At 62.5% G+C, this 19,984-nt stretch carries 16 protein-coding genes; 9 read left to right on the top strand and 7 right to left on the bottom strand.

Translation table 11 applies throughout. The annotated features are described in order from the left end of the window. The first annotated feature begins 37 nt into the window (after positions 1–37). The gene (locus C2U40_RS07205; protein WP_103828137.1) at positions 38–1,015 is read left to right on the top strand and encodes an AraC family transcriptional regulator; all 978 of its coding nucleotides are present in this window, start codon (positions 38–40) and stop codon (positions 1,013–1,015) included. A gap of 95 nt (positions 1,016–1,110) precedes the next feature. Here C2U40_RS07205 and C2U40_RS07210 read toward each other — a convergent pair whose 3' ends face one another. The 6 genes from C2U40_RS07210 to C2U40_RS07235 all read right to left on the bottom strand — a co-directional run bounded on the left by C2U40_RS07210 (position 1,111) and on the right by C2U40_RS07235 (position 8,610). Further along, entirely contained in the window at positions 1,111–3,492 is a 2,382-nt protein-coding gene (locus tag C2U40_RS07210; RefSeq protein ID WP_181014837.1) for a beta-glucosidase, read from the bottom strand. Positions 3,493–3,912: 420 nt separating this feature from the next. Then, positions 3,913–4,371 (bottom strand): serine protease chaperone, encoded by a 459-nt coding sequence (locus C2U40_RS07215; RefSeq protein WP_103828136.1) that lies wholly within the window; start codon positions 4,369–4,371, stop codon positions 3,913–3,915. Between the two features lie 17 nt (positions 4,372–4,388). Continuing rightward, a complete protein-coding gene (gene asp / locus C2U40_RS07220) occupies positions 4,389–6,263 on the bottom strand; it encodes a serine protease Asp (protein WP_103828135.1) in 1,875 nt (624 codons plus the stop codon). A gap of 483 nt (positions 6,264–6,746) precedes the next feature. Next, positions 6,747–7,286: an isochorismatase family protein gene (locus C2U40_RS07225; RefSeq protein ID WP_103828134.1), complete on the bottom strand. Its 540-nt coding sequence runs from the start codon at positions 7,284–7,286 to the stop codon at positions 6,747–6,749. A 15-nt stretch (positions 7,287–7,301) separates the two neighbouring features. Further along, positions 7,302–7,676, bottom strand: a complete 375-nt coding sequence (locus C2U40_RS07230) for a hypothetical protein (RefSeq protein ID WP_103828133.1) — start codon at positions 7,674–7,676, stop codon at positions 7,302–7,304. A 199-nt stretch (positions 7,677–7,875) separates the two neighbouring features. After that, positions 7,876–8,610 (bottom strand): NYN domain-containing protein, encoded by a 735-nt coding sequence (locus C2U40_RS07235; RefSeq protein WP_073350749.1) that lies wholly within the window; start codon positions 8,608–8,610, stop codon positions 7,876–7,878. A gap of 484 nt (positions 8,611–9,094) precedes the next feature. Here C2U40_RS07235 and C2U40_RS07240 point away from each other — a divergent pair, with 484 nt between their 5' ends. Continuing rightward, positions 9,095–9,925: a MetQ/NlpA family ABC transporter substrate-binding protein gene (locus C2U40_RS07240; RefSeq protein ID WP_103828132.1), complete on the top strand. Its 831-nt coding sequence runs from the start codon at positions 9,095–9,097 to the stop codon at positions 9,923–9,925. A gap of 71 nt (positions 9,926–9,996) precedes the next feature. On the opposite strand, the gene C2U40_RS07245 is transcribed toward C2U40_RS07240, so the two are convergent. Next, positions 9,997–10,719, bottom strand: a complete 723-nt coding sequence (locus C2U40_RS07245) for a phosphatase PAP2 family protein (protein WP_042862780.1) — start codon at positions 10,717–10,719, stop codon at positions 9,997–9,999. 347 nt (positions 10,720–11,066) lie between these two features. On the opposite strand from C2U40_RS07245, the gene C2U40_RS07250 reads away from it, so the two are divergent. The 7 genes from C2U40_RS07250 (at position 11,067) to dedD (ending at position 19,938) form a co-directional block, all read left to right on the top strand. After that, entirely contained in the window at positions 11,067–12,197 is a 1,131-nt protein-coding gene (locus C2U40_RS07250) for a 4-phosphoerythronate dehydrogenase (RefSeq protein ID WP_103828131.1), read from the top strand. A gap of 142 nt (positions 12,198–12,339) precedes the next feature. Then, positions 12,340–13,356, top strand: a complete 1,017-nt coding sequence (locus C2U40_RS07255) for an aspartate-semialdehyde dehydrogenase (protein WP_016351142.1) — start codon at positions 12,340–12,342, stop codon at positions 13,354–13,356. A 275-nt stretch (positions 13,357–13,631) separates the two neighbouring features. Then, on the top strand, positions 13,632–15,830 hold the full coding sequence (locus C2U40_RS07260) for a FimV/HubP family polar landmark protein (RefSeq protein ID WP_103828130.1): 2,199 nt from the start codon (positions 13,632–13,634) through the stop codon (positions 15,828–15,830). A 178-nt stretch (positions 15,831–16,008) separates the two neighbouring features. Beyond that, on the top strand, positions 16,009–16,818 hold the full coding sequence (gene truA, locus C2U40_RS07265) for a tRNA pseudouridine(38-40) synthase TruA (RefSeq protein ID WP_103828129.1): 810 nt from the start codon (positions 16,009–16,011) through the stop codon (positions 16,816–16,818). Between the two features lie 119 nt (positions 16,819–16,937). Further along, a complete protein-coding gene (accD, locus tag C2U40_RS07270; protein ID WP_011706493.1) occupies positions 16,938–17,801 on the top strand; it encodes an acetyl-CoA carboxylase, carboxyltransferase subunit beta in 864 nt (287 codons plus the stop codon). Positions 17,802–17,803: 2 nt separating this feature from the next. After that, positions 17,804–19,063, top strand: a complete 1,260-nt coding sequence (gene folC, locus C2U40_RS07275; protein WP_181014836.1) for a bifunctional tetrahydrofolate synthase/dihydrofolate synthase — start codon at positions 17,804–17,806, stop codon at positions 19,061–19,063. Between the two features lie 74 nt (positions 19,064–19,137). Next, positions 19,138–19,938, top strand: a complete 801-nt coding sequence (dedD, locus tag C2U40_RS07280; protein ID WP_103828128.1) for a cell division protein DedD — start codon at positions 19,138–19,140, stop codon at positions 19,936–19,938. Positions 19,939–19,984: the final 46 nt, after the last annotated feature.

Here is a 19,984-nt window from a genome sequence, read left to right on the forward strand (position 1 = left end):
GATGTCACAGAGCGTATCAAACCAGGTGATCAGACGAATGCTGGGCGCCTGCCAGCAGCAGGGGGGCGATCCCGATGCCATTCTGATGGCGGGCGGCCTCACGTCGTTCGACATCGAGCGGGAGCAGGGCCGGCTGCCGGCCCACAGCCACTACCGGATGCTGCAGCTGATGCAGCCCTATCTGGCCAGTTTTCACGAAACCATCCTCTCCTACGACATCGGCCAGCTCTACCAGCACTATCCGCCGCTCATCAGCCTGTGCCTGAACCAGCCCTCGCCGCGGGCGGCGCTCGAGGTGCTGCTGGCTTATCGCCCCATCATCGGCAGTTGTGACGAGCTGCGGGTGCGGCGGGGGGCGCAGGCCAGCCAATACCTGTATGTCAATCAGGGGCCTGCCAGCCTGGGGGCGAGTCAGGCCATCCCCAACTTCATCATGCTCTACCGGATTTTGCGGGTCTATCTGGCGGATCCTCGGGTCTCGGTGGGCTTCACGGGACGGCCGCCACCGCGCCATCAACTGCTGGATCAGTTCTTCGCCACTCGCTGCCGCTGGGAGCAGGGGGAAAACACCCTGACTATCGACAACGGCCAACTCGACTGCCCCAGCCACTGCTACAACGAACCGCTGGGTCATCTGCAACTGGCCCAGCTGGCGCAGATCTGCGCCGACATCGCCGAGCGGGCCCCTTTTGCCTATCTGGTGGGGGAGCGGATCCGCCACAAGATCCGGGAAGGGGAGCTGGAGAGCGACGAGAGCCTGCTCAAGGAGGTGTGCGCGGCCATGAATGTCAGCCGCTGGACCCTGAATCGCAAATTGCAGGGGGAGGGGAGCAGCTTCTCCACCCTGCTGAGAGAAGCGAGGGTGAGCGAAGCCTGCCGCTTGCTGGGTGAGGGGGATCAACCGCTGCAGAACATCAGCGATCGGGTCGGTTTCTCGTCCCAGAGCGCCTTCAACCGCTTCTTCAAGGCTAACACCCGGATGACGCCGCTGGCCTATCGCAACGCCCGCCAATAAGAACGGGACCGGCGCAAGGCCGGTCCCGTGGTCGGGTCATTGCTGAGGAACTATCGGGCAAGGCCAGGCTGGGAGCCCGGCCGTGCCTGCCTCTGTTAGCGGGTGATTGTGGTGACGCTGGCGGGATCCACCCCGGCCGGCAGTGCCAGTGCCCCTGGCGTGGTGTTGCTCACCACGATCTCCTTGCTTACCGTGAAGCTGACCGGCGTGCTGGCGGAGACATCCGACGAGGGGCTGATGTAGGCGCTGTAGCGACCCGGCTCCACGATCCACTGGTTGCTGGCCTCATCGAAGCTGGCGAGGATGCTGGCCGGAATGGTGAAGCTCAGCTGTTCGCTGGCCCCCGGTGCCAGTTGCGCCGTCTTGGCAAAGGCCTTGAGCTCGATGAGCGGTTTCTTCAGTTTGACCTCGGGGGCGGTCACATAGACCTGGGCCGCCTCCTTGCCTGCCACGGCGCCGGTGTTGGTGATGGTGGCGGTCAGCACCAGGTTGCCGGCACTGCCGCCCTCCAGGGTATTGCTGGCGATGGCGGGGCTGGTGTAGCTGAAGCTGGTGTAGGAGAGACCGAAGCCGAACGGGTAGGAGACCGCCTGCTCGAAGGTGCTGTAGTAGCGATAGCCCACGTAGATCCCCTCGTTGTAGTAGAGATCGTCCGGTTCGCCGTCCCCGTCGGTGTCCTCACCCGGGAAGGTGCCGGCAGAGGGTACGCTGGCGTAGCTGTGCGGGAAGCTCTGGGCCAGTTTGCCGCTCGGGTTGACCGCGCCGGAGAGCACGTCCGCCACCGCGTGACCGGTCTCCTGGCCAGCCATGTAGGCCAGCAGGATGCCATCCACCTTGTCGCTCCACTGGGCGGTGTCGATGACGCCGTTGACGTTGAGCACCACCACCACCTTCTTGCCTTGGGCGTGGAAGGCGCTGCTCACCGCGTCGATGAGGGCGCGCTCGTCATCACCGAGCAGATAGTCCCCCTTGCCGCTGCTGCGATCCGCCCCTTCCCCGGCCTGGCGGCCGATGCTGATGACGGCGGCTTGCTGGGTGGTGGCCGCATTGGCGATCAGGGCCGCCAGATCGCCGCTGATTGGCGCCTCGGCGCAGGTGTAGTAGCCCTTGGCACCAAATTGCCCCTCGTGATAGACCTTGTTGTTCTCGTAAAAATCGCGGTAGTAGCTCTGCAACGCCTCGTTGACCGGGAAGCGTGCCGCCAGTCCCTGCGCGATGGTGGTGGTGCTGGCGGCGTTCACATCCCCGCTGCCGGTGCCACCCTTGTAGGTGTTGATCTGGTTGATGCCAAAACTGGCCAGGGTGCTGCTTGCCGAAAGCGGCAAGGCCGCGGCGTCGTTGCGCAGCAGCACCATGCTCTCGGCACCGGCCTGACGGGCCAGTTTGGCGTGAGCGATCAGATCCGGGCTGTTGCTGATGGCCAGCTGGCTGTAGGAGGGGCTCTTCATCACCTGGGTCAGGATGTGGATGGCGGCCTCGTTTACCTTGGCCTCGTCAAGATCGCCGTGCTCGATGGATTGCTGCAACTGCTCCTTGACGTTGCCCGGCTCGATCAAATCCTGTCCCGCCAGCACCTGCTTGTAGGCGTTGTTGGCCACATCGCCAGCAAACCAGTCGGACATCACCAGGCCGTCGAACTTCCACTCGCCACGCAGCAGGTCGGTCACCGCATCCCTGCGTTCGTTGACATAGGTGCCGTTGACCTTGTTGTAGGAGGTCATCACCGCCCAGGGCTGGGCCTCGTCCACCGCTATCTGGAAGCCGCGCAGATAGATCTCGCGGAAGGTTCTCGGCTCGCCGATGTCGTTGATCTGGTTGCGGTTGGTCTCGGAGTTGTTGCCGAAGTAGTGCTTGATGGTGGTGCCCACCCCGTTGCTTTCCACCCCGTTGACCATGGCGGCGCCGATTTTGCCGGTGAGCAGGGGGTCTTCCGAGTAGTACTCGAAGTTGCGGCCATTGAGCGGGTTGCGCTGGATGTTCATGCCCGGGGCCAGCAGGATGTCGACCCCGTACTGGCGCACCTCGTCCCCCATGGCTTCGCCGACGGCCTTGACCAGCTTGACGTCCCAGCTGGAGGCGAGCAGCGAGCCGATGGGCCAGGCGGTGGCGTAGTAGCTGGCGCTGTCACCGTCGCGGTTGGCGTTGATCCGCACCCCGGCCGGCCCGTCCGCCAGTTTGAGGGCTGGAATGTCGATGCCGTCCGCGCTGCGCAGCACGCCGTTGATGTAACCCGCCACGCCGGGCACGTCCTGCTTGACGTTGATGGCGCCGTTGGCACTGCCGTAACCGGGGCCGGAGAGCAGGTCCAGCTTCTCGCCGAGGGTCAGCTTGGCCACCATGGCCTCGGCCTGACCGCGGTAATAGGCATCGTCCTTGACCAGGGGATCCGAGTCATTCTGGTTGCAACCGACCAGCAGGCCGGCCAGCGCTAGGCTGACACCCAGTGAAACCGCTTTCAATTTTGTGGTGATAGGCATGAAGACGTCCTCGTAACTGTCTGAATAAAAATAAAAAGGAGATATCGACACCGGGTGGAAGGCATCCGCCCGGGCTGGGCCGCTCTGCTGGCGGCTGCCATTGGATATCGCAAGGAAGGCCGAACGGGCCCGTGGGCAGACGTTTGGCTGCAGGCAGGTTAACAAGCCGGGCGAGGGCCGCCTTGCCCCGGGGGAGCGAGAAATGTGCCGGCGGGAGCAAGGGTGTCGAGTTGTGAGCAAGGTCGCATCGAAAGGCGGTGCCAAACCAAGGGTGGAAGGTGGCAAGAGGGGAAAAGGGCAGGGGAGATTGGGGAAACGGGTGGCCTGATGGCCAATGAGGATGGCTGCGAGCAACGCGCGAGGGGGCCGGCGGCCCCCTCGAAGATCAGCTGATATGCCCGGGCAATGGCCCGGGACGGCTCACTTGGGCTGTTTGAGGGCCCCGGCGAGTTCAATCTGCACCTTGACCCCCTCCTGCTTGAGCGCCGTGGCGACGGCGTTCAGATCGGTGCCCGGCTTGGCTTCCAGCAGGGCGATGCCGCCGCTGCTCTGCTTGAAGCGCAGGCCGTGACGGCTGGCCAGCGCGCTGGCCTGGTTGTCATCGGCTTCCACCAGCAGGGTGCCGCTGGCGGTGAGCTGTGGGCTGGCCACCCCTTGCAGCAGCACGTCGCCGCTGCGCAGGGTTTGCCGGGGCGCCTTGCCGTCTGCGCTGCGGGCGACCCGCTGCTTGCTGCCGTTGTCCGGGGTGAGGTAGGTCTGACCGTTCACCTCGATGGTGCGGTACTGCTTGCCGTCGATCACCACCGACTCATCGGCGGCGTGTGCGCCGGCCGAAGCCAGGAGGCCGGCCAGAGCGAGGCCGAGTAAGCTGTGTTTCATCTTGTGACTCCTTGTGATCATGAGCGGGCGGCATCGTGGCCGATCACCCGCAGGGACCAGTTGAGCAGTTGACCCGGCTGGCTGTTGTTGCGCTCGGTCAGGGTGCTGCGGCGGTTGGTGTTGAGGTCAACCAGCGTCAGCTGGCGGCTGCTGTTGGAGACGTCGGTCACCTCCAGTCGCCACTCGCCCTGGGCCGCTTCGCCATAGAACTTGTGGGAGAGCATACGCATGTCGCGCAGCCCCTTGGTGCGCACGTAACCCAGCTGCTGCCGGTCGAGGGATTGCCCCACCAGGCTGTTGTTGGGGTTGAGCAGCACGCTGCGGGTACCGGACGGGGAGACCAGCTCGATCAGCAGGTCGGGCAGGCGCTGATGATCCAGGCTCACCGTGACCTGGACCGCTTCCACGGTCAAGGCTTGCGCCACCTGGGTGCTGGAGCGGGTGGCACTGCTGCCCACATCCGCGATGCTCCCTTCACTGCGTGGCACAGTGACCTTCTGAGCCGGCAATTGCACCAGCGGCGGTAGCGGGGTGTGGTTGGCGGCGGCTGTCAGGGTCTTGTTCACGTCGATGAGACCAAAGCCGTAGGTGGGGCTGTACCAGAGGCCGGCGGCGTTTCGCTCCCACCCTTCCAGGCCGGTGACCTGGCGGGGTTGACCGTTGGCGGCGGTATAACTGACCTGGACCGGCTGCTGGCCGGCATCGATGCGGGTGGCGTTGCGGGCCAGCAGATCGCGCAGATCCCGCACCGACAGATCCGGATAGGCGGACATCAGCAGCGCCATGGCGCCCGAGGTGTTGGGGGTGGCCGACGAGGTGCCGTTCATCACGCCGTTGTAGTCGCAGGTGGCATCCAGCTGCGGGTTGTTGTGCAGCCGGTTGGTGCTGGGATCGTCGGTGCGGTTGTAGCCCATGTCGCAGCCGGGCAGATCCGTGGTCACCATGGCCGGCGCATCGGTACCGTACTCCCCGCCGGGGGCGCTCAGGAAGACGTTGCTGCCGACGCTGGAGTAGGAGGAACGCACTCCATCGGCGTTGATGGCGCTCACCACCAGGTTCCAGAAGTTGCTGTTGGAGGGGTCTATGTTGCTGTTCTCGAACGGCAGCTTGGGCAGGACGCCGGTGCGGCTGAACATGTAGTCACCCGCAGCGATGCGGTTGAAGCCGTTACCTGCCGCCTTGATGTAGGCCGCGCCCTGCGCCTGCTGGGTCTGCTGCTCGAACAGGCGATCGAGCTGAACCTGATCCAGCCCGCTGGCGCTTTGCGGATCCACCAGGCTCATGCCGTAGCTCTGGTTGAAGACCCGGTTGTCGGCGGTGGCGGTGCTGCCGCCCAGCGCATAGATCCAGTCTTTCTGCAGCTGCTTGCTGCGCTCATCCAGCAGGTTGAACCCCTGCAGCTGGACACGGGGGGCCACCCCCAGAGTACCTATGCCATTGTCGACCGCCCCGATCAGGCCAGAGACCGAGGTGCCGTGGGCACTGTCCGGCTCGGTCGGGGTGGGGTCGCTGCTGCCGGTCACCACGTTTTTCGAGCCGGGGCGCACATTGTCGGCCAAGTCCGGGTGGGCGATGGCCAGGCCGTCATCCACCACGGCCACGTTGATGCCCTGACCCTGCACGCCGGTACGGTGTGCCCACCAGAGGTTGAGGTCGTTGCCTGCCACGCCGCCGCGGGAGCTGAAGGCATTCTGGCCGCTGTTGAGCAGGTGCCACTGCTGATCCTGCAGCGGGTTGATGCCGGGCAGGCAGCGCGCTGCGCTGCTGCGGCCGGTATCGAGGCCGGCTTCCTTGCCGGTCAATGGGGTGCAACTCTCACTCGCCTGAACTGAAGCGATGGGCAGGGCCGAGAGCAGGGCCGAGATTGCCAACGCTAACGATGTTTTTCTCATTAATAAACTCCATCTTATATCGCACCGTCCTGGGTGCGACTGGCATCTATACACGGGAAAAACAGAGTCAAAAAGCACTCGTTTTGATTCTGAGATAAGGCTCAAAAAAATCCCACAACAAATATTTTACAGACCATGTGGGGGTTCCTGTGAATCCTTTTATGTGGTGTATTGAGAACTTTTCTCAGCTGGCTAGTGTTGATATTTATCTTTGTAGATCAACCTATTAGTAACCGTTCATTAACGTTTGGTGAGGATGCCGGTGCGAAAGGGGTGTGCGGAGCGGCGTGAAATGGGAGGCGCCCCGTGCTGGCGGGGGGCGCCGAGATCGAAAGCAGAGTGAGGGTCAGTGCAGGGAGGCCACACGGCGCCAATGGCGCCATGTGGGATGAAGCCGCTGGTCGGCAGGGAAGGCGATTTGATCAGCGCCAGCATGGCGCGAAACGTCGGATGGGCGGACGGAGAGGCCGGGCGGCAGGAGGGCTATTTGATCAACGCCAGAATGGCGCGAAACGCCGGATGGCGGCAATCGCCCAGCAGTTCGTAGAGGCACATCTCCACCGAGGTGAGTTCGGCCCCGTGCGCCGCCAGCTTGTTGATGGCGAGCTCTCGGTTGGCGGCGCTGCGCGACGACACCGCATCCACCACCAGCGACACCTGGCTGCCCGCGTCCAGCAGTCCCTGCACCGTCTGGTAGACGCAGATATGGGCCTCGATGCCGCACACCAGCCAGTGGCTGACGCCCTGGCGGGCGAGGGCGTTGGCCAGCGCCGGTTCCCCCAGGGCGCCGAAGCTGTGCTTGGGCAGCACAAGATCGCCTGCCTGCATCAACTGCAGCTCGGGCACGGTGGCCCCGAGCTTGTCCGGGTTCTGCTCCAGCCAGACAACCGGCAGGCCCAGCAGTCTGGCCCCCGCCACCAGTCTGGCGGTGTTGGCGATCAGGGCGTCGCTCCCCTCAACCAGCCGAGCCAGTTTGCCCTGAATATCGACGACCAGCAGGCCGGTGTTCGTGGTGGTCAGCATGGATACTCTCCCGGATCAGAGTGAGACAGTGGCGCCGAGTGGGCGGGCGAGGGATGCGCGCGACAGGTTCCACAGATAGATGAGGGTCAGCGCGATGACGGTACCTATCGGAAAGGCGAACAACTGCAGGGCGACGAAGCACCAGAAGACCACCTTGAAGGCCGTCACCTGTTCGGTGAGCCCGCGGTAGGCCACATAGTTGAAGGCGAGCACAAACAGGGCGATGGCTGTTGCCAGGCCAAGGCTGAGACTCTGCGATGGTGCCATGTCAGCCGGATGGAGCGGGCTGACCGTGACGACGGCCCAGGCAACGAACGCAATCATGGCGAGGGAGAGCATGGTCGCAACGACAAAGATGGCCTTGGCGAGCAGATGTTGTTTGGGGGTCATGGTTACTCCTGAAGGTGGTAACGGTTACTTTGGGATGACTATGTGAATCACTTCCGCAAATTACCGGCAGGGCGGGAACAGGTCAAAAATAAAGTAATGCAAAATGTAAATTTAGTTGCAGCCTGGCCATACAATGAAAGCCTGAGGTAAGGCGTTTTCCTTATGTCAGCCTGCCAATCGAAAAAAAACGACCATCGTTTCATTTGGATTTGGTTAATTGGGATGCCCGCTTTTTATCTCTTACCCATAAGACCGAGTTGTCAGTTTTCTTCATTTCGAACAGATCAATTGCCATGAATAGATCGCTGAGCTTTCTAAAACCATAATTTCTTTGATCGAAAGAAGCATGATTTGATATATGATTCCCTATCGCTCCCAACATTGCCCAACCACCACCTTCTTCAACAGCATCGATGGCTTGGCGTAGCAAATTAATTAGACGAGTATCACTTTTAATGTTTTTTATCTGTTTTGCGATTGGAAGATCTTCTTTAATGTTATTACACTCTGCATCCAGATAGAGAAAACGAGAGCAGCTATTGACGAAAGGCATCGGGGCTTTCCGTTCGCCAAACCCGATCACAAACTTGCCATCAGCCAGACATCGAGTAACAAGTGGGGTGAAGTCACAGTCAGAAGAGACGAGGCAAATAACGTCGACATCCTTGGTATAGAGAACATCCATGACATCAATCACCAGTGCCATATCGGTGGCATTTTTCCCCTTGGTCAAGTCGAATTGCTGAATTGGTTGAATTGCAAACTCGTGCAGTATTTCCTCCCATGACTTGAGGGTTGGGTTTTTCCAGTTACCATATGCCTTACGAATATTGACTACACCATAGCGAGCCAGTTCTGACAATACCCTGTCCATCTTACCGGCTGGCGCATTATCTGCATCTATAAAGACCGCTATTTTCTCTTTATCCTTCAAGTGACCTCCTGTCATCACAATAAATCCAATTGTAAAAAACGTATCACGGTCTAGATACTCTTCCTGTTTGGAATAATAACTGTGCGGTAGTCTGCTGCATGCATGGAATATGCTCAGCCTGCAAAATGAGAGCATTGACACCCAGATATGTGTCCACAGCAGTTCCTTTGCTGATTGAATAACAAGGTTAATCAAATGCAACAGCCATCAAGTGACCACAATAAGTCACTTGAGGCCCGCTTGGGGAGGGGGTCAATCAATAACTGTGTGGTTTATCAAATATTTCTTGTCATGGGTACCCGGCAGAGCTGAGTGCCGGGCTTCACTGCCATCCGGTAAAGCTTGCCCGGTTTTGTTGCTTGGCGAAGAGAAACGGCTCTGTTATGGTGTGGTTAATTAGCCGTTTGGATGGCTAGATGGTTGCGGTGGTTCAAGCACGACTCTGCCATCGCGCCAGCCGTTGAGATGTTTACAGGGAGTTTTTATGCAGCGTTGTTCCTTCTTTACCCTTTCCGCCCTGGCCCTGCTGGCCGGTACTCTGCCATTGGCCGCGCTGGCTGCCGATCCGGCCAAACAGGAAATCGTCATCGGCACTACTGTGGGGGATTTTGCCGACATGGTGACCGACTCCATCAAGCCGCAGCTCGAAGCCAAGGGCTACCAGGTCAAACTGGTGGAGTTCACCGACTACGTGACGCCCAATATCGCGCTGGCCGACGGCTCGCTCGATGTGAACTGCTTCCAGCATAAGCCCTACCTGGAGAGCTTTGCCAAGGATCGGGGGCTGTCGCTTGCCCCCATCACCCAGGTACCGACCGGCCCCATGGGCCTCTATGCCGGCAAGCTGGGAGAGCTGAAGGCGGTGAAGGAGGGGAGCACGGTGGCCATTCCGAACGACCCCACCAATCAGGCGCGGGCGCTGCTGATGCTGCAGGATCTGGGCTGGCTGACCCTGAAGGAGGGGATCAACCCGCTCAAGGCGAGCGAGTTCGATGTGGTGAAAAACCCGCACAACCTCAAGCTGGTGCTGCTGGAGGCGGCCCAGTTGCCTCGCTCGCGCGAAGACGTGGACTTCTCGGTCATCAACGGCAACTTTGCCGCCTCCAGCGGCATTCCCTTCAGCTCAGGCCTGTTCCTTGAGCGCAGCTACGACTTTATCAACTGGGTGGTGGTAAAAAGCACCGATGCGGACAAGCCTTTTGCCAAAGATGTGGCTGCGGCCTACAACTCGGCCGCCTTCAAGGCTTATGCCGCCAAGCGCTTCGTCGATTACAAGTACCCCGAAGGGTGGCAGGGAGCGAGCGCCAGCAACTGAGTGGCCAGCGTCACAGGCTTTGAACAAAAACGGGCACCCGCGGGTGCCCGTTTTTTTGTGTCGTGCAGATGTCAGTAATGGCGCAGCCACCAGCGGGCGGCGAACAGTGCGGTGAGGCTGCCGAGCAGGGCGCTCGCCAGCACATCCAGCGGCCAGTGCATGCCGATCAGCATGCGCGAGAGGCCGACACCGATGGCCCACAGCGGCAGCAGCCAGGCGCCGGCAGGGGCGCGCGCCAGCCAGATCAGGCCGAAGAACTGGGCCAGGCTCATGGCGGCGATGCTGTGGCCGGAGGGGAAGGCGTAGTTCACCTCCGCCTGCCAGTGGTTGGCGAGCCACTCGGGCAGTGCCAGCAGCTGGCTGGCGGCATGGACCTGCTCGCTGCGCACCTCCACCTTGCCGGCGTAGAACTGCTGGATGGCGGGGATCAGTTGCTGGCTCTCCAGCCAGAGCAGGTAGGGGCGGGGCTCCTCGGTCAGATGCTTGATCAGGCTCTTGATGAGCCAGTCGCCGGCCAGCACGGCAAACAGGGCGCCGCCGAGGGCCAGCAGCGCCGGCAGGCTCAGCGTCAGCTTGTGACGGGTCAGCAGCAGCAGGGCCAGGATGCTGACGGCGATGCCGGGCACATCCACCATGCGGGTGAGGGCGTAGGGCCACCAGAGCCAGTCCGAGTGAAGGGCCTGGCTCATGAACGGTTGCCAGGGGAGGCAGGCCAGCAGGAGCAGCGGCAGGATCAGGGCGGCACTGAAACACAGCACCTGGCGGCGCGGCAGGGAAGAGGCGTGAGTCGGCATAACGGGGCTCGGCAAGGTGCCCATTCATGGGCAGCAAAAAAAGAGGCGCCATTGTGCCAGCCCAGTCCGGTCGGTCAAGTCGCGCCCCGCTCGCTGTAACACGGGGTTACAAATGAGTGTGGTGATGGCCAACCCGCCGAGTGCAATCCGGCTGGTGGTGAGGGGGATCGTCCGGGGTTGCCCGTGCAGACCGTCCCACTCGGTTGAGCAGAGATGAGTCAGCAGCGCGCAGATTCCCGCCAGAAAGTCGCGGCGGCGGCCGCTCATGGATGAATAAGCATCTGAAACTTCGGTCTGTTTGGGCTAGAATGGCGCGCTTGTGGCCGCTAGCGAAGTGAGAGAGCCCGATGAAGATCGTCGTTGATGAAAATATGCCCCACGCCCGTGAACTGTTTGCCGAATTTGGCGAGGTCATCCCGCTGCCCGGCAGGCAGATGCAGGCGGCAGATCTGCAAGAGGCCGACGTGCTGCTGGTGCGCTCCGTCACCCGGGTAGACGCCGCGCTGCTGGCCAGCTGCCCTCGGCTGAGCTTCGTCGGCACCGCCACCATCGGTACCGATCACGTGGACAAGGGGCTGCTGGCCGAGCGGGGCATTCCCTTCTTCAGCGCCCCCGGCTGCAACAAATATTCGGTCGGCGACTATGTGCTCTCTGCTCTGCTGGTGCTGGCCGAGCGCCATGAGCTCAACTTGAACGAGATGAGCCTCGCGGTCATCGGTGCCGGCAATACCGGCGAGTGTGTGGCAGGCAAGGCCGAGGCCCTCGGCATGCGGGTACTGCGCTGCGATCCGCCCCGTGCTCGCGCCGCCGAGGCCAACGAGGCTGCGCAGTTTGTCGACTACCAGCAGGCCCTTGGCGCCGACATCGTCAGCTTCCACGTTCCCATCACCCGTCAGGGGCCGGACGCCACCTTCCACCTGCTGGATGCGGCGCAGATTGCCGCCCGCCCGGCCGGGCAGATCCTCATCAACGCCTCCCGTGGCGAGGTGTGGGACAACCAGGCCTTGCTGGCGCGCCAGCAGAGCCAGGCGCCGCTGCGGCTGGTGATGGACGTGTGGGAAGGGGAGCCGGAGCCGCTGCAGGCCCTGGTACCCCACACCGAGCTCGCGACCCCGCACATCGCGGGTTACAGCCTGGAAGGCAAGGCCCGCGGCACCTGGATGCTCTATGAAGCTCTCTGCCGGCAACTGGGGCGCACACCGCGCCAGGATCTGCAGAGCTTGCTGCCCATTCCCGAGGTGCGCGAGGTGACGCCGGGCCAGCCGGCGGATCAGGCATTGATCAAGCAACTGGTCCACCTTGTTTATGACGTGCGCCGCGATGACGCCCGTTTTCGCAACCGACTCGGTGTGGCGGGCAGTTTCGATGAGCAGCGCAAACACTATCCGGAGCGGCGCGAGCTCTCTTCCCTGCAACTGAAGGGGCCGTTTGCGGGCGATGCCCTGGCCCGGCTCGGGTTTGTCTGCCAGCCAGACTGAACACTTTACATACTTGAAGGGGCGGGAGCCTTGTCCCGCCCATACCCGGTCTGGCCCGACGCCAGACCCGCTATCAGGCAGGTCCGCCTGCCAGCGGTGATGCCAGCGCGCGTCACCGGCACCATCATAGGAGAGAACAGCAGTGAGTCAGCAATTCAACGTAGCGGTATTGGGCGCCAGCGGCGCCGTGGGCGAGGCGATGATCGAGATCCTGGAAGAGCGAGCATTCCCGATCGCCACCCTCTATCCGCTGGCCTCCAGCCGCAGCGCCGGCGACACGGTGCGTTTTGCCGGCAAGAACGTCGAAATTCTGGACGTGGAGGAGTTTGACTGGAGCCAGGTGCAGATCGCCCTCTTCTCCGCCGGGGCCGAGGTCTCTGCCAAGTGGGCGCCGATTGCCGCCGAGCACGGTTGCATCGTCATCGACAACACCTCCTGCTTCCGTTACGACGAAGACATTCCGCTGGTCATTCCGGAAGTGAACCCGGATGCGCTGGCCGATTTTCGCAACCGCAACATCATCGCCAACCCCAACTGCTCCACCATCCAGATGCTGGTGGCGCTCAAGCCTTTGCATGATGAAGTGGGTATTGCCCGCATCAACGTGGCGACCTATCAGTCCGTCTCCGGCTCCGGCAAGGAGGGGGTGAGCGAGCTGGCCGGCCAGACCGCCCACCTGCTCAACGGTCGTCCGGTGGAGCCGAGCCTCTACCCGCAGCAGATCGCCTTCAACCTGATCCCGCAGATCGACAGCTTCACCGACAACGGCTACACCCGGGAAGAGATGAAGATGGTGTGGGAGACCCAGAAGATCCTGGGGGATGCCAGCATCGCCGTGAACCCCACCTGCGTGCGGGTGCCGGTGTTCTACGGCCATGCCGAGGCGGTCCACGTCGAGCTGCACCAGCCACTCGACGCCGAACAGGTAAAAGAGCTGCTGCGCAATGCGCCGGGCGTCACCCTGTTTGACGACGAGAACGACTATCCGACCCCGGTGCGCGACGCAACCGGCAAGGACGAGGTGCTGGTGGGCCGGGTTCGCCAGGATATTTCTCACCCCTGCGGTATAAATATGTGGATCGTGGCCGATAACGTTCGTAAGGGCGCGGCGACCAACAGCGTACAGATTGCCGAACTGCTGGTGCGCGATTACCTCTGATCGTCGGGTCCATTGGCCTGGCGGGGAGGGAAATCCGCCAGGCTGCCAGCCTGTGCACCCATGGGGTGGATGTGACCGGGGGCGCACTCTGCAGCCCCGAGAATTTTTCGCGATATCAACTGATTAAGTTTTTTCCTACACTCAGGGGCAAGTTGGGTGCTAAATGTGTCGGACTGCTGGCTTGCAACCTGAGCCTGATTTATATTGAACCGACTGTTTTGGGGTAACTATCCAGATTTTTCAATGTGATAGGGCCGTCATACGAAGGAACGAATATGGGACATTCCCGCATAACATTGGCAACGCTACTCGCATTGGGTCTGCTGGGCACGGCCCAGGCCGAAGACTCGGCGCGGGAGCCTTTTTTTGTTGAGCTCAAAGGCCCGGACGAGCCGGCTCCGCCCGCCGTCAGTTCCCAGCCGCTGGCACAACCCGTCGCCGCTCCCCGCGCCACGTCCCAACCCAGCCGAGCCACGACCCAGCCGATCGTGCGGCAGGTCGCGAGCAATGCCGGCAGTTATGGCCCCATTCGTCCCACCGACACCCTCTGGAGCCTGGCGAGCAAGTACCGTCCCTCCAGCAGTGTCAGCGTCTACCAGACCATGGTGGCGATCTACGAAAAGAACCCCCGCAGTTTCGCCGACGGCAACATCAACCACATTCTGGTGGGCTCGCGCATCCAGCTGCCCACCACCGCCGAGGCCAGCGTCATCACCGATGCCGAGGCCCGCGCCAAATTCCGCAGTGACAACGCCAGCTGGAAAGGGCTGAGCCCGAAATACCTGGCCAGCAAGCATACCCAGCCGGCCAAGCCGGTGACCACCAAAGCGGCCCCGACCAAGGCGGCCGAGCCGGCCAAACCCGAGGTAGCCAAGGTCGCACCCGCCAAGGCGGCGCCCATTCCGGCCCCGGCACCCAAGGTGGAGACGCCCCAGCCGGCCACCGAGGTGAAGGCGGTCGCCAAGGCTCCCGAGCCGGTAGCCAGCCAGGCGGCTGCCACCAGCGCCGCCACGGCCAGCGCACCGGCGCCGTTGCCGGCCGATGTCAATCAACCGGTCGGCAAGCCCTCCACCGAGATGGCGCTGGCGCTGGAAGATGCCAACGCCCAGCTCGGCCAGGTCACCGAGATGAACCACAGGCTCAAGCTGCGGCTGCAATCCCTGACCGAAGAGGTGGAGACCCTCAAGGCCCAGTTGCAGGATCAGACCGCGCTGCAAAAAGAGATTGCCGAGCTCAAGGCCAAGCCGGTTCCGCCGGTGGCACCGGCCCCCGAGCCCAAGCAGAACTGGCTGATGGACCTGCTCTCCTCGCCGCTCAACCTGGCCATGATCATCCTGTTGCCGGTGCTGCTGGTGCTGGCATTGGTGACCCTGTGGCTGCGGGCGCGGGCCCGTCGCGAGCTGGAAGAGCAGGAGAAGAGCCTGTCCGAATCCACCGCCATGGTGATGGATCAGGAGAGCAGCGAATTTGACGAGCTGATGACGGTCGGCATCACCGACGACGAGCCGGTACGACCGCGCCCGGATCTCAACACGCCGGATGGCTACATGGCGGTGGAAGAGCCTGCCGCGCCGGCCGATCTGGTGTTCAGCGACGACGGCGAGATGGACCTGGCCAGCTTCGATGCCGAGCCGGCCCCGCCCGCCAAGGCCGCCATCCGGGATCCGGATCTGGTGCCCGAGCTGGATCTGGCCCATGACGAGTCCATCACCCTCGACACCGAGCCGGATCTGGACCTTGCCAGCGAATTCAATCCCAAGCCCAAGGCTGGCAACGAGATCATGAGCGAAGAGGAGCTGCAGGCAGCCCTGTTCGCCGAGCTGGACGCAGACCTGGAAGCCGATCTGGCGCTGGACGGCAGCGATGACGGTCAGCCCGATGCCGACCCCATGGTTAGCGACGAGGATCTCGCCTCCTTCGATTTGAGCGACTTCGAGACCGCCTTTGCCGAGCCGGGCGCCGACAAGGCAGCCAGTGGCACGGCCGATGCCAGTGCCGATGAGCTGTTGGCGGAGCTGGGGCTGGAGCCCGAGCCGACCAAGGGGAAACAGGAGGCCGCTGCGGATCTGGAGTGGGATCCCAACGAGCTGGCCCTGGCCGATTTCGAGGATGCCTTCGCCGAGGTGGAGTCCCATCCGGGCGAGGTGAAGCCACGGGAGCAGGCCCAGGAGAGCGGCTATGTCGAGATCGACAAGCTGCTGGCCGAGGCGGACGCCACCACCACCGAGCAGGAGCCCTATCAGGGCTTCTCGCTGGATGTGGGGCTGGATGGCTTCCCCGAGGTGTTGCCGGAGTCCACCGGGTTTGACGTGGATGCCGACGATGGCGGTGTGGGTGCCAAGCTGGATCTGGCTCGTGCCTACCTCGAGATCGACGACAAGGATAGCGCCCGCGAACTGCTGCAAGAAGCCGCGGAGCAGGGCACCGAGTATCAACGGGCCGAGGCCGAGAAGCTGCTCAAGCGTCTTGGCTAGAGAGCCAGCGCATAGTGGTGAAACAAGGGGCAGCCGATGGGCTGCCCCTTGTTTTTGGTACCTGTGTTTTGGGCGTCTGGTCCGGCCTGGGCGCGGCTATTTGGGATTTTTGAGGCGAGACGCGTATAATCCGCCCCGTTTCGTTCACCGCCCTTTTCATCAGAAGACAAGTTTATCCATGCGAATTGCCCTAGGTATTGAATACGACGGCAGCCGGTATTTCGGCTGGCAGCGTCAGCGCGAAGTGATCAGCGTACAGGAGGAGCTGGAGAAGGCCCTCAGCCGGATCGCCAATCACCCTGTCTCCATCCAGTGCGCAGGGCGCACCGATGCTGGTGTCCACGCCACCGGCCAGGTGATCCACTTCGATACCGATGCAAATCGCGCCGAAGGGGCCTGGACCCTGGGTCTCAACTCCAACCTGCCACCGGACATCGCCGTGCGCTGGGTCAAGCAGGTGGACGAGGGGTTTCATGCCCGCTTCAGCGCCACCGCCCGTCGCTACCGCTACGTCATCTACAACCACAACTTCCGGCCGGCCATTCTCGGCAGTGGCGTCAGTCACTACCACGAAACCATCGATGCCGATCTGATGCACCAGGCGGGCCAGAGCCTGCTCGGAGAGCACGACTTCAGCACCTTCCGGGCCGTCGCCTGCCAGTCCAACACCCCCTGGCGCAATGTGACCCACCTCTGTGTCAGCCGCTCCGGCCCCTACATCGTGCTCGACATCAAGGCCAACGCCTTCCTGCACCACATGGTGCGCAACATCACCGGCTCCCTGCTGCTGGTGGGGCAGGGGCTCCAGCCGGTGGAGTGGATTGCCGAGGTGCTGGCGGCAAAGGATCGCAACCTGGCGGGCCCGACTGCCAAGGCGGGGGGACTCTATCTGGTGGACGTGGATTACCCGGCAGAACTGGGGTTGCCGCAGATGCCGCTGGGCCCGTTGTGGCTGCCGGACTCGGCACCGGGTACGACCAGTTTTTAGTAACTGGCCCCGAAAATTTGTGGTTTAATGATCCGTCATTTATTGCCATCGAGCTATTAAGTCATTGAACAATCTAGGCTCGATGCGTTTTGTCAGGCACAAAAGCATTAAGGAATTCCATGAGCTGGCTTGAGAAGATCCTTCCCAAGAGCAAGATCACTACACCTCGTCGTCACAACATTCCGGAAGGGGTGTGGACCAAGTGCAGTGCTTGTGAACAGGTGCTCTACCGGGCAGAGTTGGAGCGCAATCTCGAAGTGTGCCCCAAGTGTGATCATCATATGCGCATCAGCGCCCGTGCCCGTCTCGAGAGTTTTCTCGACGAGCAGGGCCGCACCGAGATCGGTGCCGAGCTGGAGCCGCAGGATGTCTTGAAATTCAAGGATTCCAAGCGCTACAAGGATCGTTTGTCTGCCGCCCAGAAAGAGACGGGAGAAAAAGATGCGCTGGTGGTGATGAAGGGGACCCTCAAGGGGGTGCCGGTCGTCGCCTGTTCATTCGAGTTCTCCTTCATCGGTGGCTCCATGTCCTCCGTGGTGGGTGCCCGCTTCGTGCGCGCCGTCGAGGAGAGCATCAAGGAAGGTCGCGGTCTGGTCTGTTTCTCCACCTCGGGTGGTGCCCGCATGCAGGAAGCGCTGTTCTCCCTGATGCAGATGGCCAAGACCAGTGCGGCGCTGGACCGCCTCTCCAAGGCTGGTCTGCCCTATATCTCCGTGCTGACCGACCCCACCATGGGTGGCGTCTCCGCCAGTCTGGCCATGCTGGGTGACATCAACGTGGGCGAGCCCAAGGCACTGATCGGCTTTGCCGGTCCGCGCGTCATCGAGCAGACCGTGCGCGAGAAGCTGCCGGAAGGCTTCCAGCGCTCCGAGTTCCTGCTGGAGAAGGGCGCCATCGACCTCATCATCGATCGCCGCGAGATGCGTAACCGTCTGGCCAGCCTGCTCGCCAAAATGCTGAATACTCACGTCATCGAAGAGTGAAGATGAGTTCCAACATGCAACAATCCCAAAGCCGGTCGCTGGTCGACTGGCTTTCTTATTTGGAGCAGATCCACCCGGTCAACATCGACATGGGGCTGGATCGGGTCGGCGCCGTGGCCCGCCGCATGGGTCTTACCCAACTGCCGTTCAAGGTGATCACGGTGGCGGGCACCAACGGCAAGGGCTCCAGCTGTGCCATGGCGGCCAGCATACTGATGGAAGCCGGTTATCAGGTCGGCGTCTACTCCTCCCCCCATCTGCTGCGCTTCACCGAGCGGGTGCGGATCAACGGGGCCGAACTGGCCGACAGCGATCACTGCATCGCCTTTGCCGAGGTGGAAGCGGCCCGCGGCGAGATTGCCCTTACCTTCTTCGAGTTCGCCACCCTGGCGGGCTTGTGGCTGTTCCGGCGTGCCGCGCCGGATGTGCTGCTGCTGGAAGTGGGGCTGGGCGGCCGGCTCGATGCCACCAATGTGGTGGAATCCGATGTCGCCATGATCACCTCCATTGCGCTCGATCACTGCGACTGGCTCGGGGATACCCGCGAGGCAGTGGCGGTGGAGAAGGCGGGGGTGTATCGCGCCGGCAAACCCGCCATCAGCGGTGAGCCCAATCCGCCCGTCACCATCGCCAGCGAGGCTGCCCACCTCGGTGCTTGCCTGCGTCAGGTCGGCATTGATTTTCATGGCGATGAGCACGCCACCGGCTGGGATTATCACGGCCTTCATCAGTGGCGCGACCTGTCCAAACCGGCCCTGCCGCTGATGAACGCGGTCACAGTTCTGGCGGCGCTGGAGTCCCTCGGCCTGCCGCTGCCGGAAGAGGCTATTCGGCAAGGGCTGGCCAATGCCCGGCTGGCCGGGCGGATGCAGCAACTGCAAAGCGCGCCGCTGGTCATCGTCGATGTGGCCCACAATCCCCATTCAGCCGCCTACCTGGCAGCCCAGCTGCGCAAGATGCCCTGCACCGGCGTGCGCCGCGCCGTGGTCGGCATGCTCAAGGACAAGGACATGGCGGGCTCGCTTGCCGAGCTCGATGGTCTCATCGGCAAATGGTATCTGGCCAGCCTGACCGGCCCGCGGGCGGCGAGCTCGGCCCAGCTGGCGGCCGCCCTTGGCAGCGAGCGGGGGCCGGCGACCACCTTTGACAGCGTGGGGCAGGCCTATGCTGCCGCGTTGGCCGCATCGAGTCCTGATGATATGGTCATTGTGTTTGGTTCGTTTTACACTGTTGCCGACATTCTGGCGGGTGTCGCCGTCTAGGCCACACCCCGGCTCCCCGGCCCTCTGGCGGGGAGCCAAATCGCATATTGAGTTACGTAAAGGTAGGATTCAACTTGGCCTCTAAGTTTCAAAACCGTCTGGTGGGCACCGTCATCCTGGTGGCCCTGGTTGTCATTTTTCTGCCGGATTTGATGGACGGCCACAAGCTGGAGCAGAAGGAAGAGGCGTTTGCCAAGATCCCGCTGCGCCCTGAGCTGGAGCCCGCCAAGCCCGCCTTGCAGGTATCGGCCGCCAGCACCTTGCCGGCGGAACACCTGGCCAGCCAGCAGCAGGCCTCTGCCGCCGAGCAGTGGCAGGTGGAAGAGGTATCTGAGCCGGTAACCCTGGGGGCCAAGCAGGGCCAGCCGCCGGTGCAGCAACCGGCCGCCAAGCCGGTGACCCAGCCCGTCACTCCGCCTGTGGTCAAGCTCCAGCCCAAGCCTGAAGTGATCGCCAAGAAACCGGTGGAGCAGCCCAAGCCCAAGGTGGTGCCGCCCAAGCCGGTCGAGGTGCAAAAACCGGTTGAGAACAAGCCGCAGGCGGGCCAGATCAAGTCGATGGACGATCTCATCGCCAGCAAGATGGGACAACCGACCACGACGACAGCCCCGGCGCCTGCCGCTACTGCGCCGGCCCAGGGCAGCTGGATCCTGCAGCTCGGCGCCTTCAAGAACGTCGACAGCGTCAATGCGCTGGTGGGCAAGCTGCGGGCTGCGGGCTACTCGGCGCACACCTCGCCGCGCACGCCGGTCCAGGGTCAGCTCAACCGGGTCTTCATCGGGCCGGATGTCTCCAAGGCCAAGCTGCAGGGCATGCAGAGCCGCATCGGCCAGATGACCGGCTTGAGTGGTTCCGTGGTGGCTTACAACCCCTAAGAGGGTCGACAAGGTAAAAAAATACCGCGCTGCATCTTGGATGGGC

The sequence above is a fragment of the Aeromonas sp. ASNIH4 genome, assembly GCF_002934425.1.
In the GTDB taxonomy this organism is placed as follows: Bacteria; Pseudomonadota; Gammaproteobacteria; order Enterobacterales; family Aeromonadaceae; genus Aeromonas; species Aeromonas hydrophila.

Bases quoted from the DNA above. Each gene is read 5' to 3' on its own strand.
- C2U40_RS07205 (WP_103828137.1), top strand. From the start codon at position 38: ATGCTGGGCGCCTGCCAGCAGCAGGGGGGCGATCCCGATGCCATTCTG.
- C2U40_RS07210 (WP_181014837.1), bottom strand. From the start codon at position 3,492: ATGCCTATCACCACAAAATTGAAAGCGGTTTCACTGGGTGTCAGCCTA.
- C2U40_RS07215 (WP_103828136.1), bottom strand. From the start codon at position 4,371: ATGAAACACAGCTTACTCGGCCTCGCTCTGGCCGGCCTCCTGGCTTCG.
- asp (WP_103828135.1), bottom strand. From the start codon at position 6,263: ATGAGAAAAACATCGTTAGCGTTGGCAATCTCGGCCCTGCTCTCGGCC.
- C2U40_RS07225 (WP_103828134.1), bottom strand. From the start codon at position 7,286: ATGCTGACCACCACGAACACCGGCCTGCTGGTCGTCGATATTCAGGGC.
- C2U40_RS07230 (WP_103828133.1), bottom strand. From the start codon at position 7,676: ATGACCCCCAAACAACATCTGCTCGCCAAGGCCATCTTTGTCGTTGCG.
- C2U40_RS07240 (WP_103828132.1), top strand. From the start codon at position 9,095: ATGCAGCGTTGTTCCTTCTTTACCCTTTCCGCCCTGGCCCTGCTGGCC.
- C2U40_RS07245 (WP_042862780.1), bottom strand. From the start codon at position 10,719: ATGCCGACTCACGCCTCTTCCCTGCCGCGCCGCCAGGTGCTGTGTTTC.
- C2U40_RS07250 (WP_103828131.1), top strand. From the start codon at position 11,067: ATGAAGATCGTCGTTGATGAAAATATGCCCCACGCCCGTGAACTGTTT.
- C2U40_RS07260 (WP_103828130.1), top strand. From the start codon at position 13,632: ATGGGACATTCCCGCATAACATTGGCAACGCTACTCGCATTGGGTCTG.
- truA (WP_103828129.1), top strand. From the start codon at position 16,009: ATGCGAATTGCCCTAGGTATTGAATACGACGGCAGCCGGTATTTCGGC.
- accD (WP_011706493.1), top strand. From the start codon at position 16,938: ATGAGCTGGCTTGAGAAGATCCTTCCCAAGAGCAAGATCACTACACCT.
- folC (WP_181014836.1), top strand. From the start codon at position 17,804: ATGAGTTCCAACATGCAACAATCCCAAAGCCGGTCGCTGGTCGACTGG.